Origin of the sequence: Lactiplantibacillus fabifermentans DSM 21115, assembly GCF_000498955.2 — a bacterium.
Lineage (GTDB): Bacteria > Bacillota > Bacilli > Lactobacillales > Lactobacillaceae > Lactiplantibacillus > Lactiplantibacillus fabifermentans.
The window spans coordinates 1-14,333 of record NZ_AYGX02000084.1; the positions used below are offsets into that span (position 1 = coordinate 1).

The 14,333-nt window shown below is 45.7% G+C and carries 17 protein-coding genes; 8 read left to right on the plus strand and 9 right to left on the minus strand.

The genetic code is table 11. The features are described 5' to 3' along the window. Positions 1-103 precede the first annotated feature (103 nt). Positions 104-805 carry an AzlC family ABC transporter permease gene (locus DY78_RS08225; protein ID WP_024624739.1) on the plus strand — a complete coding sequence of 234 codons (702 nt, stop codon included), beginning with the start codon at positions 104-106 and terminating at the stop codon, positions 803-805. Further along, positions 802-1,131 (plus strand): AzlD domain-containing protein, encoded by a 330-nt coding sequence (locus DY78_RS08230; RefSeq protein ID WP_024624740.1) that lies wholly within the window; start codon positions 802-804, stop codon positions 1,129-1,131. Before DY78_RS08225 ends, DY78_RS08230 begins: the two co-directional genes overlap by 4 nt. 85 nt (positions 1,132-1,216) lie before the next feature. Here the strand turns inward: DY78_RS08230 and DY78_RS08235 are convergent, their stop codons facing one another. From DY78_RS08235 to DY78_RS08255, 5 genes are all read right to left on the minus strand, one after another. After that, the gene (locus DY78_RS08235; RefSeq protein WP_029778970.1) at positions 1,217-2,134 is read right to left on the minus strand and encodes a metal ABC transporter solute-binding protein; all 918 of its coding nucleotides are present in this window, start codon (positions 2,132-2,134) and stop codon (positions 1,217-1,219) included. 608 nt (positions 2,135-2,742) lie between these two features. Next, positions 2,743-3,345, minus strand: a complete 603-nt coding sequence (locus DY78_RS08240) for an NAD(P)H-binding protein (protein WP_082621234.1) — start codon at positions 3,343-3,345, stop codon at positions 2,743-2,745. A 73-nt stretch (positions 3,346-3,418) separates the two neighbouring features. Next, the gene (locus tag DY78_RS08245; protein WP_051385221.1) at positions 3,419-3,790 is read right to left on the minus strand and encodes a nuclear transport factor 2 family protein; all 372 of its coding nucleotides are present in this window, start codon (positions 3,788-3,790) and stop codon (positions 3,419-3,421) included. Positions 3,791-3,792: 2 nt separating this feature from the next. Continuing rightward, positions 3,793-4,395 (minus strand): NAD(P)H-binding protein, encoded by a 603-nt coding sequence (locus DY78_RS08250; RefSeq protein ID WP_024624744.1) that lies wholly within the window; start codon positions 4,393-4,395, stop codon positions 3,793-3,795. Between the two features lie 170 nt (positions 4,396-4,565). Next, positions 4,566-5,612 (minus strand): zinc-dependent alcohol dehydrogenase family protein, encoded by a 1,047-nt coding sequence (locus DY78_RS08255; protein ID WP_024624745.1) that lies wholly within the window; start codon positions 5,610-5,612, stop codon positions 4,566-4,568. Between the two features lie 167 nt (positions 5,613-5,779). Between DY78_RS08255 and DY78_RS08260 the strand changes: the two genes are divergently transcribed. Next, positions 5,780-6,499, plus strand: coding sequence for a dihydrofolate reductase family protein (locus DY78_RS08260; protein ID WP_024624746.1), 720 nt, complete (start codon positions 5,780-5,782; stop codon positions 6,497-6,499). Positions 6,500-6,532: 33 nt separating this feature from the next. Then, positions 6,533-6,790 (plus strand): hypothetical protein, encoded by a 258-nt coding sequence (locus DY78_RS08265; RefSeq protein WP_024624747.1) that lies wholly within the window; start codon positions 6,533-6,535, stop codon positions 6,788-6,790. Between the two features lie 191 nt (positions 6,791-6,981). On the opposite strand, the gene DY78_RS08270 is transcribed toward DY78_RS08265, so the two are convergent. Beyond that, a complete protein-coding gene (locus tag DY78_RS08270) occupies positions 6,982-7,830 on the minus strand; it encodes an alpha/beta hydrolase (RefSeq protein ID WP_024624748.1) in 849 nt (282 codons plus the stop codon). 260 nt (positions 7,831-8,090) lie between these two features. On the opposite strand from DY78_RS08270, the gene DY78_RS08275 reads away from it, so the two are divergent. Beyond that, positions 8,091-8,666: an NADPH-dependent FMN reductase gene (locus DY78_RS08275; RefSeq protein ID WP_024624749.1), complete on the plus strand. Its 576-nt coding sequence runs from the start codon at positions 8,091-8,093 to the stop codon at positions 8,664-8,666. A 352-nt stretch (positions 8,667-9,018) separates the two neighbouring features. Here the strand turns inward: DY78_RS08275 and DY78_RS08285 are convergent, their stop codons facing one another. Beyond that, complete coding sequence (locus DY78_RS08285) at positions 9,019-9,351, minus strand: hypothetical protein (protein ID WP_024624751.1); 333 nt, start codon at positions 9,349-9,351, stop codon at positions 9,019-9,021. A 90-nt stretch (positions 9,352-9,441) separates the two neighbouring features. Continuing rightward, positions 9,442-9,768 (minus strand): hypothetical protein, encoded by a 327-nt coding sequence (locus DY78_RS08290; RefSeq protein ID WP_024624752.1) that lies wholly within the window; start codon positions 9,766-9,768, stop codon positions 9,442-9,444. An 804-nt stretch (positions 9,769-10,572) separates the two neighbouring features. On the opposite strand from DY78_RS08290, the gene DY78_RS08295 reads away from it, so the two are divergent. The 3 genes from DY78_RS08295 to epsC are packed head-to-tail and all read left to right on the plus strand — an operon-like array spanning position 10,573 to position 13,174. Further along, positions 10,573-11,484 carry a PLP-dependent cysteine synthase family protein gene (locus DY78_RS08295; RefSeq protein ID WP_024624753.1) on the plus strand — a complete coding sequence of 304 codons (912 nt, stop codon included), beginning with the start codon at positions 10,573-10,575 and terminating at the stop codon, positions 11,482-11,484. A 12-nt stretch (positions 11,485-11,496) separates the two neighbouring features. After that, the gene (locus DY78_RS08300; protein WP_024624754.1) at positions 11,497-12,639 is read left to right on the plus strand and encodes a trans-sulfuration enzyme family protein; all 1,143 of its coding nucleotides are present in this window, start codon (positions 11,497-11,499) and stop codon (positions 12,637-12,639) included. Positions 12,640-12,646: 7 nt separating this feature from the next. Continuing rightward, positions 12,647-13,174: a serine O-acetyltransferase EpsC gene (epsC, locus tag DY78_RS08305; RefSeq protein WP_024624755.1), complete on the plus strand. Its 528-nt coding sequence runs from the start codon at positions 12,647-12,649 to the stop codon at positions 13,172-13,174. Positions 13,175-13,263: 89 nt separating this feature from the next. On the opposite strand, the gene apf is transcribed toward epsC, so the two are convergent. Continuing rightward, positions 13,264-13,953 carry an aggregation-promoting factor gene (gene apf, locus DY78_RS08310; RefSeq protein WP_024624756.1) on the minus strand — a complete coding sequence of 230 codons (690 nt, stop codon included), beginning with the start codon at positions 13,951-13,953 and terminating at the stop codon, positions 13,264-13,266. Positions 13,954-14,333: the final 380 nt, after the last annotated feature.

Genomic DNA, 14,333 nt, shown 5'->3' on the forward strand with positions numbered 1-14,333 from the left:
GTTATGCTGAACAATTTGTCCAAAAATTCGGATTAAATTTGCAATCTACCACTATAATTCATTAGTTTTTTTATTCTAATACATAGAAAGGTTGCCAGTTATTATGAATGCAGATTTATCATTTCGTAGTGGCCTCAAAGACGTCGTCCCGACGCTCTTTGGCTACATCGGCGTCGGCCTTGCCATGGGCATTGTCGCCAACACTAGTCACTTATCCGTCCTAGCGGTGTTACTCATGTCGTTAATCGTTTATGCCGGTTCGGCACAATTCATTATCATTAGTATGTTATTAGCTGGTAGTCCGGTTTCCGCCATCGTTTTGTCCACCTTTCTCATTAATTCGCGCATGATTTTAATGAGTATGTCGATTGCGCAATATTTTAAAAAGGATTCCCTGTGGCAAAATATCGGTTTAGGGTCCCTGCTAACCGACGAAACCTTCGCCTTAAGCATGAACAAAATCAATTTAACCGACAAAAAATTACGCCCACAATGGCTACATGCCGCTAACATTATCGCCTACTTAGTTTGGGCGGCTGCGACCGTGGTCGGCTGTCTACTCGGCAATTTAATTACCGACCCCAATCAATTCGGGCTCGACTTCGCCGTCGTCGGCATGTTTATCGGACTGCTGTACTTGCAAATCATTACCGATCGTAGTAAATCGTTGAAGACACAATTACTGGTCGTCTTATTCGTCGCCATTGCGATGTACTTTTTGATGCGCTTTGTTCCTGGTAATATTGCCTTACTGATTGCGACGTTACTCGGATGCGGTTTTGGAATGGTGGTGAGTCCTAAATGAGTGTTTATATTTTCGTCACCATCTTATTATGCGGACTCGTTACTTGGCTCTCACGCGTGGTCCCGTTTGCCGTGATTAAAAATTTGACCGTCCCGCAATGGCTGATCAACTTCTTATCATTTGTGCCCATTGCCATCATGACCGCCATCTTTGTCGAGAGTTTACTCACCTATCATGCCGGACATTGGCCCGGTTTTGACCTAGAAAACATCTACGCTTCGATTCCAGCTATTTTAGCTGGGGTCTTAACTAAGAGCTTACTCGCCGTCGTGATTACCGGCGTCATTGCCATGGCCCTCTTACGACTCGTGGGCTGGGCCGCCTAATGCGGTTATCACCGGTTCAACAATCAAATCCGCTATACCCAAAAGTCGCTTGATGAAATTTCATCAAACGACTTTTTTCGCGTTATTATTTATCCGTTAAAATCTGATGCAACTGCGTGTACTGCGACAACATCCATTGTTTATAAGTTTGATGCGCGGGTTTAGTTTCCGTAACTTTAAGCACCGGAATATTATTTTGTTGCGCCAACTTCGTCATGTTAGTCACAATCTTGTCACTCACTTGTTTGTTCTCCACGAAGAACGCAATTTTGTGAGCTTTAATATCCGCCTGCATCTTTTTAATTATTTTAGGTGAAGGGTCACTGCCATTTTCAACCGCTAACTCAAAAGCGCGGTTACCGACTTTAAACCCCATCGCACTCAACGCGTAATCAAAGACTGGTTCACTCACAAAGACTGTTTTGTTACTTGTCTTTTTAGCCAATTCTTGTAACGCGGTTAATTTTTGTTGTACGGGTTTTAACGACGCAATGTATTTTTGTGCGTTCGCTTCATATGCCTTGCGATGCGTTGGATCTTGTTTGCTCAACTGTTTAGCCACATATTTGGCCAATACCGGCATCGTTTGCGGATTGTACCAAATATGGGGATTATCGCCATTCTTTTTCCCCATCACTGTCTCGCCGACTTTGATGTAGGTCGCCTGATCAGCGTTTTTGACCAACTTACTCATCCAGCCGTCATACCCGAGCCCATTAGCAATCACCACATTGGCCGCCGCAACTTCTTTCGCCACATTAGATGTTGGTTCATAGTCATGCGGATCGACACTCGGATTATTGATTACCGAAGTTACTTTGACATGTTGCCCGCCAACCGCTTTGGCCACTTCACCATAAAAATCCGTGGTTGTCACGACCGTTAGCTTTTTGTTAGCACTCGAGTTGGTCGTCGACTTGCTTTGACAACCTCCGAGCACCCCACCAACGATTAACAACACTAAACCTAACCAAAGTCCCCGACGCCATTTGAAAAATTTCACGATAAAAAAACCTCCAAAAATATAAATAGTAATCATTACCATTTATAAAGCTAACAGATTTTCATCATGTTGTAAATAGTAATTATTACTATTTAGTTTTTTCAGTTAAAAAGAATGAGCAACATCACTAAAAAATGGGTGCCTGATAAAATTGGGAATTCATCAAGTACCCATTCGATTTTACTATTCTTTTGTAGCCGAAACGTGATAAACACGGGATTCTTTCAAATATCGTTGAATCTACAACTAGCATCACCGACATCTTTAGTCGTTCTTACTTAATGTCGGTTATTAACAGCTAGTTCTTGATTGGACCAACCACCATCGAAAATATTCAATCACAATTTCATCTACTGACGTTATTTTGAACCCGAGCTGAGATTAGCAGTTGGCTGACCGTAATGGAATCGTCCTGCAGGTGGCGTTAACGGGCGTTTTTGGCCCGTTTACACCACGGACGCCTTTTGAGACCTGACCTTTGGGCTCAAAAGCGAGGTTCAAGACCGCTTCTCAGGCTTGGACCGGTCCCAGGACGATGAAATTACGGTCAGCCAACTGCGGCAATTACCAACTTCAAGAAAGAGCAGCTTTGGAGATTGGCGGCTTATTCAATCTGGCCGGTCCACCCCAACACTTTCGCGCTGATAGGCTGCTGTATCAATGGCCGTTAAAATAACATCCGCGACGGCTAACCGGGCAACACAGCGACCGCCAAAAGGTTCCCCCTTCAACGTCACTTCGTAATCACCCAAGCCATCATCTAAGCCCGCTGGTCGCACGATGGTATAATCCAACGCAGAATTTTCAATAATATCCGCAGTTTGTCGAAACGGTTGTAACCGCCGATTCTGTTTCAAATTGGTACCGGGACCGAGATGGGCGGGAATTTCGTTATAAATACCCATCGAACTCACCAAAACGAGCCGTTTTAACTGCCGACTTTGCATCGCCGCGACGAGATTTGCCGCTAAGCTTGGCACATTGTCATTCAACGTGACTAACACCACGTCTTGTTGTTGTAACGCCGATACTAACACGTCCAATTTGGTGGGGTCCCCGTTAATCACAGTTTCGCGCCCGTCATCCGTTACCAAGCGGGTGGCATGCGAATCCAAGATGGTGATTTCATCGGTACTATTTTTCAATAAATAATTACGGGTCACTTGCCCTAAGGACGTCGTCGCCCCAATCAATAAAATCCGTTGCATCATGTCGACCCCTCTCGTTGATTTTTGATAACGTTAGTTTACGACCTTGAGCCTACTCGAAGGCAAGTATTTTGTTTTAAAAAGTTGTCACAACTGCTTTCAAAATTTGTAACTGCCCGTTACTCATCACCACTTGCATGTCCGTATTCAACGGCCAGTCCTGCGTGGCACCACCATAAACCGCAGCCGTCACGTAATTTTGCCCCACTACCCGCCAAGTTTGGTCGGTCATCGAAGTCACGATGACGTGGTGTTCCTTAGAAGCAACGTAGCCCATCGTGCCATCGCCAATTTGTGCCAGCCATTCGGCCCGCGGTTGTTGATACCCAGTCATATGCGTCAACGTAAAGTCCGGCGCTAATAACTGGTCCAAGGTTGCCGTATCCCGGGCGGCCATCGCCACATTATATTGGCGATATAACGCTAAAACATCCGCATCAGTCATCATGATTACCTCCGATTAATTCCTAAACTGTCACGCGCACCGAATGTATCGTCATGCGCTAACCGTAAAACTAAGTCCGCGATACTTTGTACGGAAACGTCATGACCACCGAACGCTTCACCTTTTTTAGTGACTTGATAGTCCGTATCATCGCCATTATCAAACCAACCGGGCCGAATCGTGGTGTAATTCAAGTCCGAAGCACTAATGACATCAGCGGCATCGCGATACGTCTGCAAAACGGGATTGCTAGCCAAGTTACCGCCACCTAATGACGCTGGAATTTCGTTATAAATTCCCATCGACGTAATGAATAAAAGTCGCTTAACGTCAGCTTGGTCTATGCCCGCCACTAACGCTTGCGCCATCGTTTTCAAATCACCGCTTAATGCCGCAAAGACCACATCTTGCCCCGCTAGCGCTTTTTGTAATGCCGCCGCATCCGTTACACTGCCAGTCACCGCGCGTTCACGCGTGGCATCTAGGGTTCCGAGTCGACCCGTATTGCGCGCCATTAAGGTTAATTGGTCAGTACTATGGTCTAAAAAATATCGCCGCGTAGTGCTGCCAACGGTACCAGTGGCTCCAATAATTAAAATATTTGTCATAACGTCTTCCTCCATTTGTTCAATTGATGTTTACAGCTTACAACCTTCAAGTAACTTCAAGGCAAGCCTTTTTACGAAAAAATCAACTTTTTTCCCAGCGGATCTCGTTTCAAAAATGGACCTCCGCGATTGACGGAGATCCATTGCCCTATGCTAAGCTTGCGGGGAATTTATTCACTCACAATCAACAATGACTTGATTGCTTTTCGTTGGTCCATCGCTTCATAAGCTTGTTGTACGTGGTCTAAATCAAACCGTTGCGTGAAAACTTTGCCGGGATGGATATCCCCAGCTAACACGGCTTGTAACAAGGTGTTGCGGTCATCGGTCGTCACTGACGCAATCCCACCCCGTAAGCCGATATTACGCCAGAACAAGTTGTTGGTGTTCATTTCGGCTTTTTGTGGCACCCCAACACGGCCAACCACGGCCCCTGGGCGACCAACTTTAACGGCCGTATCGACAGATTGTTCCGTCCCAACACATTCCAAAACGGCATCGGCCCCAGCACCATCAGTGACTTCAAAGACTTTCTTGACGGCTTCGTCACCACGTTCAGCGATAATATCCGTTGCGCCAAATTCTTGAGCTAAGGCTTGCCGGTCCGCGTGGCGGCTCATGGCAATAATGCGTTTAGCGCCGAGCAACTTCGCTGAAATAACGCCACATAAACCAACCGCGCCATCCCCCATGACGACGACCGTATCGCCAGCTTTCACTTCCGCCATTGCCGCGGCGTGATAACCAGTCGCCATAACATCGGACAACGTTAATAAATCGTTTAATTGGTCATCGGTATAATCACTCGGTTGACCAGGCACTTTAACTAATGCCCAGTTCGCGTTCTTGAACCGCAAATATTCACCTTGGTAACCGACGATTTCGGTGTCATTTTCATCACGATTCAAACAATCACCATCAAAGCCGGCTAAACAAGCGGCACAGTGCCCACAACCATGGGTGAATGGCACAATGACAAAATCACCGGGCTGCACATTCGTCACTTCATCACCGACAGATTCAACAATTCCAATCGCTTCGTGACCCACGGCGGAAGGTTGTTGGCGCTTGGAGATGCCCCGGAACCACCAGAGGTCGGAACCACAAACACACGCTCGGACGATTTTAATCACGGCATCGGTTGGCTTTTGCACCTGGGCTTTAGGTAACTCGCGGGCTGCGACTTTTCCTGGTTCAACAAATACGGCTGTTTTCATGAATAATTCCTCCATTTTCGATTTAGTTATTATTATTTTAATTGATAAACTCACTTTACACCCTTGAAGTAACTTCAAGGCAAGGCTTTTTTTAATCTTTTTATTTGACTTAAAGTTGACTTTAACTTGTACACTGGCTTTATCAAAACATAACGGAGGAATTTTCAATGCAACGACCAACTATTTTTTGTCACATGACAATGGCGCTCAACGGCAAGATTGTCGGTAATTACCATCAAGCTGCTGGGGCCGCCGTCGCTGGGCAGACTTTTTATCACGCCGCGTTTGAACCCGGTGGCGCCTTCGACCCGAACGAAGGCTGGCTTTCTGGTCGAACCACCACCGATGACAACTTTACTTTTTATGAACAACCAGATTTGGATCTGAATGCCGCCCCCGTCCCCGCTGGCGATTATATTGTGCCCGGAACGCATCCCAAATATTATTTTGCCATTGACCCGCACGGCCGCTTAGCTTGGCACCACCATCAGCTTCAATATAACGACACCACGGCGACGGTCGTCGAAGTGTTAACCAACCAAGCTAGCAACGCTTATAAAGATTTTTTACGGCGCCAACATATCTCATACGTTATTGCCGGTGAAAACCAACTCGATGCTCCGCTAGCATTAGACAAATTAACCCGGTCTTTTCACCTCAAACGGATCATGTTAGGCGGTGGCGGTGTGTTGAATTGGTCGTTTATCAAGCAAGGCTTGTGTGATGAAGTCAGCATCGTCTTAATTCCGGGCGCCGATGGTCAAGCCGATGCACCGGCGTTATTTCAACCACTGGCGACCGATGACCAACAACAACTCGTTAACTTCAAATTAATATCAGCCACGCCCATCGAAGATACGGTCTGGCTACGCTATGCCGTGTTATAATTAAGCCACTATTTAGCAACGAGGAGTTTTATAATGGCCCAATCAAAATTCGAATTAGCAAGTCAATATCCCGACGGTCCCGCTTTAGGCGCCGCCGTAGAAGCCATCAAGGATAACGCCAAGAATGGTTTGAACGTGCGGTATGCGACGCGTAATAATGACGAAATCAAGTTCATTTTCACCGACATGAAGACCGGTAACGTTACCGAAATGGCTTATGAAAAAAATAGTGACGGCAGTTGGACCTTTAATGCCGCTGAATCTAGTGTCATTGACGACTTAAAACATTAAAACATCTTGAAAAGCGCTCAAAAATAGTACCCGATGAAACAGTCAGCTAGTTGTTTCATTGGGCACTATTTTTCTGCTCATATTTTCATTGTCGAAACGTGCGGCAAAAGGCAGTTTGTTCCACTTAACCCGGGATCGGCAACCATGCCCACGTTAATGCTCACAAACTAACCGCCTGGTGGACCACTCTTTTACTTCCCCCACAAAAATTGAATCAACGTTCGATCAACTTGCGGATTGCTGTGTAATTTACTATGGCGTGCCAGTTTCCCGGTAAATTGTTTTTCCCGATAACTTTTGGCGCGATTAGCCACGAGATATTTTAACGACAACAACGAGACGTTTGGGACGGTCCCATCGGTATGACCACCAATATTGCCATATAAATTCAAAATTTGAATTTGATTTTTGGGCAACGTTCGCCGCAGCTTCGTCATCTCACGATAAGTCGCATTCATGTGATTCGGCTTACCCGCGGCATTTAGCTTTAAATTGGCGGGTTGTTGAATACTAGCAGGAACTCCTTTGAAGTCCAGACCCGCGAAGTGACCGGCAATGTCGACTTGTTTACGCACTTTCGGTAAATCCGTCCGCTGAGCATTTTCCAATGAGTAATAAATCAACGAAATATTACCGAGCGAATGCCCCACTAAATTAATATTTTTTATCTGATATTGCTTTTGTAACGCGACCACCACATTCGTCGCCCACTGCCCATGTTTACGGTAATTGAGCTGCCGATTATTGGCGTAATTAACTTCAACAATCGGATTAATGGCACCCTTTTTAATCGTCCCTACTAACTTCACGTGACCACGTTTATCAACCATTGCGCGAATCACCGTATTGGTCACACCCGCTTTTTTGGCGGCGTCCACCATATGTTCTTCGGCATGATAATTACTGCCACCCCCGTGGAAAAATAATGTTGGCGTGGTACTTTGCACGTATTTTTTTGTATTGAGCTGCGTCCCACAACCGCTTAACACGAAGGCTAACAGGCCGACTAGTAACCAGCCCAAACTTTTTTTCAATCGCATTTAAATCCCCCATTCCTGCTATTTGCCTTTAGTGTACTGGCTTCGAGTAGGACGAAGGCAAGTCTAAATTTTTAGCCAGTACTCAAAAAACACTATTTTTCATAAATTATCGTGGTCAATGTAACTCGCCATTTTACCCGGACAGCACGTTCAGCATGCCCAAAAGATACTTTCCCGCACTAATAAAGATACTTGGCCGCCTAACATTGTTTGCGCTTTCACATTATAATAACGGTATTCAATTGCTAGGAGTGATTCAAATGACATTACATTTAGTTGGGCTAGTCGGCAACAACGCCCCCAAATCATATAACCGTGACTTATTAAAATATTTACAGACGCACTTTGCGGACCAAGTTCAGCTGGCTATTGCTGAAATCAGTGACATTCCGCTGTTCAACGAAGCGAACTTAGAAACGGTCCCAGCTAGTGTCACTAAGCTCGCCGATCAATTGACGGCCGCCGATGGCATTATCATCGCCACCGCCGAATACGACCACGCCATCCCAGCGGCACTTAAGAGTGCCATTGAATGGTTATCAACCGTCGCGCACCCCTTCACGACGAAACCGGTTATGATTGTCGGTGCGTCCCTCGGCGTCCAAGGCACGGCCCGCGCCCAAGACAATCTCCGCCAAATCTTAAATTCGCCCGGCGTTAACGCCTTCGTCATGCCTGGCTATGAATTTCTACTAAGCAATGCCCCACAACAATTCGATGAAAATGGTCAGCTGACCAATGAAAAGACGATTGGTTTCTTAAACGAATGCTTTGACCATTATCAAAAATTTGTCGCCGATAATCTGGAAGATTTAAAGTTAGTTCGCCAAGCCTAATGCTATTTTTAAACCAAAATCCATAAACATATTTATATTCCATGTGATGACTAAAAGTTATCACATGGATTTTTTTACGCCATTCAAAGCTAAACCCTAAAAAACAGTAAGCACCTAATAACTGACCGTATTCCAAACACCTTCAGATCAAGATATGATTGCCTCATCAAATAAATTGGTGAGGTTTTTATTATGGGCATTTTATCCGATACATACTTTACTTCAAAGCCACTGTAGCTAATATTAGATTTGGGAGAGTTTATTTGGTTTTTATTTTCTCCAGAAACTAAAAAGCCCTGCAAAACCGTACTCGATTTCACAAAGCTTTTCATAATTTTCCTTCTTCATTGAACTAAGCAGGATCATAGACTAATTCGGCCTTATAGAACATCTCCCCGTTCTTTTTCTCTTTTACTCCGACAATGTAAGTGTCGAAGCCACCCATGTCTGAACTAACTTTTACCAAAACCTGATAGTAATTTGCTATATGATTTCCTGAAAGTCCCGTACTGTCCCCTTTTTTCATTTTGCTGGGAAAAGCCATTACAGCCCCAAACGGATGCATATTTTCCAGTATGCTCAGACGAACAGCATTCTTAGGAGTAAATGGAACGAAAAGGAGAAGTGCCAGTGCTACTACGGTGCACAAACCTATTAAAAGCTTTTTGACTTTCTTACACTTCAATGTATTTCACCACCCGTTAAACAAAGAATGACATTGCCTTGAAAGTAAGTGTAGGTAGTCAGTGCGGAGATGAATCATTAGCTATTTTGTTTATCCCACTGGATAAACAAAATGTGCTTTATAAAACAATGATCCTTTGCTGACTCCTAACACGTGGATTTCAGACCCCTCAGTGTCGGAAACATAATGTTTGCGTATGCTGTAATATGACCATGAATTCTTGCCTGTATAGCTAACTCCGTCTGAAACTTTCTTTGGACTTGCCTTTGCAGTATTGATTGGATGGAAGTCTTCTACAATTCTAAGTCTGATAGCATTCTCAGGTGTTATTGGAATTAAGTAATAGCTTCCCAAAATCACAAATATAGCTGCTATAGAAATAATAAGACTGATAAACATTTTTTTCTTTTTCTTCATCGCCGTGTCTTCTATCTTCCTATATCATAATACACAAAAGTCCTTTATATAGTCAATCACCTAGATTATACGAATGAGAAGTAGTTATTTCTGCCGAATACCCATTTTAATCAAGCGATACTTTTGAATTCTGTTTCCACGCTTATGCCGTGTTTTACCACTATTTGCTTATTTCGGATGTTTATGCAGATGACCAGTGGTATGAGCTGTATAGTATACATCCTTCTTAGACTTACTGTACACAAAAAACAGCTGACCATCCGGATATTATATTCAATATTGCAACGACCTCAAATCATAACGGTTAGCTAGCCGGTCGGCACTGCGGTGGACGCCGTGTCGCAAAAACAAGTCGGCGATTTTTCCGGCTTGTTTTTGGGGTCGACTTTTAAGATTGGCAATGGGTTATGGCCAAGCTTGAAAGCGCCCTTGGGACCGCTTTTTGGCCCAAGGTCTACCCCACGGCGTCCACCGCAGTGACGACCGGCGGCAATCCATCCGAAACAAAAAACATTTGACGCCATAAAAATTATCTTGTATAGTTAGCACCAATCAAACCACGAGGAGGAATTATCATGACTCAATTTAGTTTTAATGCATTTAACAACTGTTGCTGTCGAACAACGCGTTTATGGCGATGTTCGGCATGTTAAGCATTGACTTTTTTGAGGATGTAATTCCTAAAAAAACGATGCCCAGCATGGCTGGGTCATCTTCAGGAGCGCGTGAATTCAGTTGAATTCCGCGCTCTTTTTGTATTCTGAATTACTTCCTTGCTTAACAAATTCACGGAGGTTTTCAAAAATGTTAATTCAAAACGTACACCAGCTCATCGGCCATACCCCGTTGATCGACTTACCCATTGCCGTCCCCAATGACAGCCATATTTACGCCAAGCTGGAAATGTTCAATCCTGGCGGTAGCATCAAGGACCGGCTCGGCGCTTACTTAATTCAAGACGGTTATCAACGTGGCATCATCAACGACCAAACGACCATTATCGAACCCACCGCGGGTAACACCGGGATTGGCTTAGCTCTAGCGACGCAACCGCACCACTTACGAACAATCTTAGTTGTGCCGGAAAAGTTTAGCGCCGAAAAGCAAACCTTGATGCAAGCGTTAGGCGCTGAACTCGTCCACACGCCATCGGAACTCGGCATCAAAGGCGCCATTGCCAAAGCCGAATCATTGGCAGCGACAATCGATAACAGTTACGTCCCGATGCAATTCAAAAATCCGGCTAACCCGGCGGCCTACTATCAGACGTTAGCACCCGAACTGACTGCCGATTTGACGCAGCCCATCGACGCATTTGTCGCGGGGGCCGGTAGTGGTGGCACTTTTGCCGGCATCGCCAAATATTTACAGCAGCAAAATCCAGCCATTCAAACCGTCGTAGTGGAACCCGCGGGCTCAATTTTAAATGGCGGGCCAGCGCATGCTCATCGCACTGAAGGAATCGGCGTCGAATTCATCCCACCGTTTTTCAAGGATTTAACCATTGATCAGACGTTGACGATCAGTGATGCCGATGCTTTCGCACAAGTCCGGCACTTAGCGCGCGACCACGGCTTATTCGTCGGTAGTTCCAGTGGCGCGGCGTTGGCGGCTAGTTTAAAACTTGCCGCCAAATTACCCGCCCACAGCACGATTGTGACCATTTTTCCCGATAGCAGCGAACGTTACTTATCCCAAAAAATTTACGAAAAATAGAGGTTATTAATTATGAAATTTGAAACAGCATTAATTCATGGCGGCGTTAGCGAAGACCAAACTACTGGCGCGACTTCGGTGCCGATTTACATGGCATCGACTTTCCGTCAGCACGAAATTGGGCAAAATAAATACGAATATTCTCGGACCGGTAATCCCACTCGTGGTGCCGTCGAAGCTTTAATTGCTCAACTTGAACACGGAACGGCCGGCTTCGCCTTTGCTTCCGGTTCGGCAGCCATTAATACCGTCTTTTCCCTTTTTTCAGCGGGTGACCATATTATTGTCGGTAACGACGTTTATGGTGGGACTTTCCGGTTGATTGACAGTGTCTTAAAGCGCTTTGGCATGACTTTCACCGTCGTTGACACTCGCGACTTGAACGCCGTCAATGATGCGATTCAACCGACGACCAAGGCCATTTATTTAGAAACCCCCACTAACCCGTTGTTACACATTACAGATATTCAAGCCATTGCGGACTTAGCACAAGCCCACCATTTGACCAGTATTATTGACAATACGTTTGCCTCGCCTTATGTGCAACGGCCACTCGAACTCGGCATCGACATCGTCTTACACAGCGCTTCGAAATATTTAGGCGGTCACAGTGACGTCATCGCTGGACTCGTGGTGACTAAAGATGCTGACTTAGCCGACCGAATTGGCTACTTACAAAATGCGATTGGCAGTATTTTAGCACCACAAGAAAGTTGGCTCTTGCAACGCGGCATCAAAACGTTGGCGTTACGAATGCGGGCGCATTTGAGTAATGCCGAAACCATTTTTAACTACTTGAAACAACATCCAGCGGTCGCTAAAGTTTATTACCCCGGCGACCCCGACAATCCGGACTACGCGGTGGCTAAAAAACAAATGCACGGGTTCGGTGCCATGATTTCGTTCGAACTTCAACCGGGTTTGGACCCCAAAGCATTCGTGGAACATTTACAAGTCATCACATTAGCTGAAAGCTTAGGCGCTTTAGAAAGTTTAATCGAAATTCCGGCCTTAATGACCCACGGCGCTATTCCCCGCGATATTCGGTTGCAAAACGGCATCAAAGATGAACTCATCCGCTTATCCGTGGGCGTCGAAGCGAGTGAAGATTTAATTGCCGACCTCGACCGCGGTTTTGCTAGTGTTCAGGCGTAAGGCGTGGTTGCAAACGGCCCGCGCCATTTTGCAACGCGATCCCGCCGCGCATAATCTTTGGACCGTCTTATTAACGTATCCCGGCCTACATGCTTTAGGTTGGTATCGGTTGGCCCATTGGTTATATCAGCACCACCGCTACACGTTGGCAGAACTGCTCAGTCGCCACGCCGCGCATCGCACCGGGATTCTCATTAGTCCAGCCGCAAAAATTGGTCAGCGCGTCTTTTTCGACCATGGTATCGGGACGGTGATTGGTGCCACCGCCATTATTGAAGACGACGTGACCATTTTACACGGCGTGACTCTAGGGGCGCGCCACTTTCAAGCGACTGGTCGGCGCCATCCCTATGTCCAACGGGGGGCCATGATTGGGGCGCATGCCCAACTCTTAGGTCCCATTACCATTGGTGTGGCCAGTCAAGTCGGCGCCGGGGCGGTCGTTTTGGCGGATGTCCCGGCCCATGCCACTGCGGTCGGAACGCCGGCGCATATCGTTCATGCGACCCCCACTTTAATGACTGCACAATCATAAGCATTCGAAAAACGACATTCATCCTCATTAGATTGAAGACGAATGCCGTTTTTTTGACTTAGGACTTATTTAGTTTAACTGAATTAAGCTTAGTACCAACCGTTAGCTTGCCAGAAAGCTTGCGCTGCGGCCCATGAGCCGTAACGAGAAGCCACGTAGCTGTTGGCCACGCGTTCTTGGTTAGCGGCGGAGTAGTCTCCATTTAAATATGAAGAACTCAATTGATACTTACCGATATATTGACCATTCGTTGCCGTGTAAGAACCCCCGGATTCTTTGTTGGCAATCCAAGCTTTAGCGGCACTGTCGCTATCGCTGGTGGTCGTGGTCGTTACGGCACTAGTAGCCGTATTAGTGGTGCTAGCAGCTGCTTGGCTCGTTGGGGCAGCCGAGCTAGCTTGGGAAGTTGCTTGTGAACTCACTTGCGAGCTGGCTTGTGAACTAACAGCAGCGGAACTAGCTTGCGAAGTAGCTGATGAAGCGGCTGCATAACTGGCAGAGCTTTGTGAGCTAGCTTGCGAAGTTGCGGTAGTCGTCGCGCTTGAAGCTTGAGTCGTTGTGCCGTTGACTTCTAATTTTTGACCGACGAGAATAAAGTTCACGTCAGCTAAATGGTTAGCCGTTTCAATTGCTGAAATCGTCGTATTGTAATTTGCAGCGATAGCACTTACCGTATCACCAGCCTTAACAGTTACGGTATCAGCGTTAGCAGCCGTGGCCCCTACCACCAATAAACCGGCCGCCGCAGCGGTGGATAATAGTAAACTCTTGATCTTCATTAAATAACGTCACTCCTATTTTTTGTTCGTGCGCCCCGTCACACCCATCAGGTTACGGCGGTTAACAACAGATGCTAGTGTACCGAACGCATGTAACAAACAAATAGCAGGTTGATTACCATTTCCTAGTTAGTTTGTAATATAAACAGTTTTTTGTAATATTTTGTAACATTAAAGCGGGAAAATGATGGGTACCGCTTTCACGAAAACTGCTTAATTATTTTAGCTTTTTTGTTAGTGAAAGCGCTGTGAATTCCTTGAACAGCTTTATCTTAGCTAGTAAAGCAAGTATAATGATGTGAGTATACTCATAAGCCACTAAGCCTTGCTAAATATAATTTTGGCAATATAATTGTTTGACCTTTATTTCAAAATGAAGG

Bases quoted from the DNA above. Each gene is read 5' to 3' on its own strand.
- DY78_RS08245 (WP_051385221.1), bottom strand. From the start codon at position 3,790: ATGATGACTGATGCGGATGTTTTAGCGTTATATCGCCAATATAATGTG.
- apf (WP_024624756.1), bottom strand. From the start codon at position 13,953: ATGAAGATCAAGAGTTTACTATTATCCACCGCTGCGGCGGCCGGTTTA.
- DY78_RS08300 (WP_024624754.1), top strand. From the start codon at position 11,497: ATGAAATTTGAAACAGCATTAATTCATGGCGGCGTTAGCGAAGACCAA.
- DY78_RS08260 (WP_024624746.1), top strand. From the start codon at position 5,780: ATGCAACGACCAACTATTTTTTGTCACATGACAATGGCGCTCAACGGC.
- DY78_RS08240 (WP_082621234.1), bottom strand. From the start codon at position 3,345: ATGATGCAACGGATTTTATTGATTGGGGCGACGACGTCCTTAGGGCAA.
- DY78_RS08230 (WP_024624740.1), top strand. From the start codon at position 802: ATGAGTGTTTATATTTTCGTCACCATCTTATTATGCGGACTCGTTACT.
- DY78_RS08255 (WP_024624745.1), bottom strand. From the start codon at position 5,612: ATGAAAACAGCCGTATTTGTTGAACCAGGAAAAGTCGCAGCCCGCGAG.
- DY78_RS08270 (WP_024624748.1), bottom strand. From the start codon at position 7,830: ATGCGATTGAAAAAAAGTTTGGGCTGGTTACTAGTCGGCCTGTTAGCC.
- DY78_RS08290 (WP_024624752.1), bottom strand. From the start codon at position 9,768: ATGAAGAAAAAGAAAAAAATGTTTATCAGTCTTATTATTTCTATAGCA.
- DY78_RS08295 (WP_024624753.1), top strand. From the start codon at position 10,573: ATGTTAATTCAAAACGTACACCAGCTCATCGGCCATACCCCGTTGATC.
- DY78_RS08250 (WP_024624744.1), bottom strand. From the start codon at position 4,395: ATGACAAATATTTTAATTATTGGAGCCACTGGTACCGTTGGCAGCACT.
- DY78_RS08275 (WP_024624749.1), top strand. From the start codon at position 8,091: ATGACATTACATTTAGTTGGGCTAGTCGGCAACAACGCCCCCAAATCA.
- DY78_RS08225 (WP_024624739.1), top strand. From the start codon at position 104: ATGAATGCAGATTTATCATTTCGTAGTGGCCTCAAAGACGTCGTCCCG.
- DY78_RS08265 (WP_024624747.1), top strand. From the start codon at position 6,533: ATGGCCCAATCAAAATTCGAATTAGCAAGTCAATATCCCGACGGTCCC.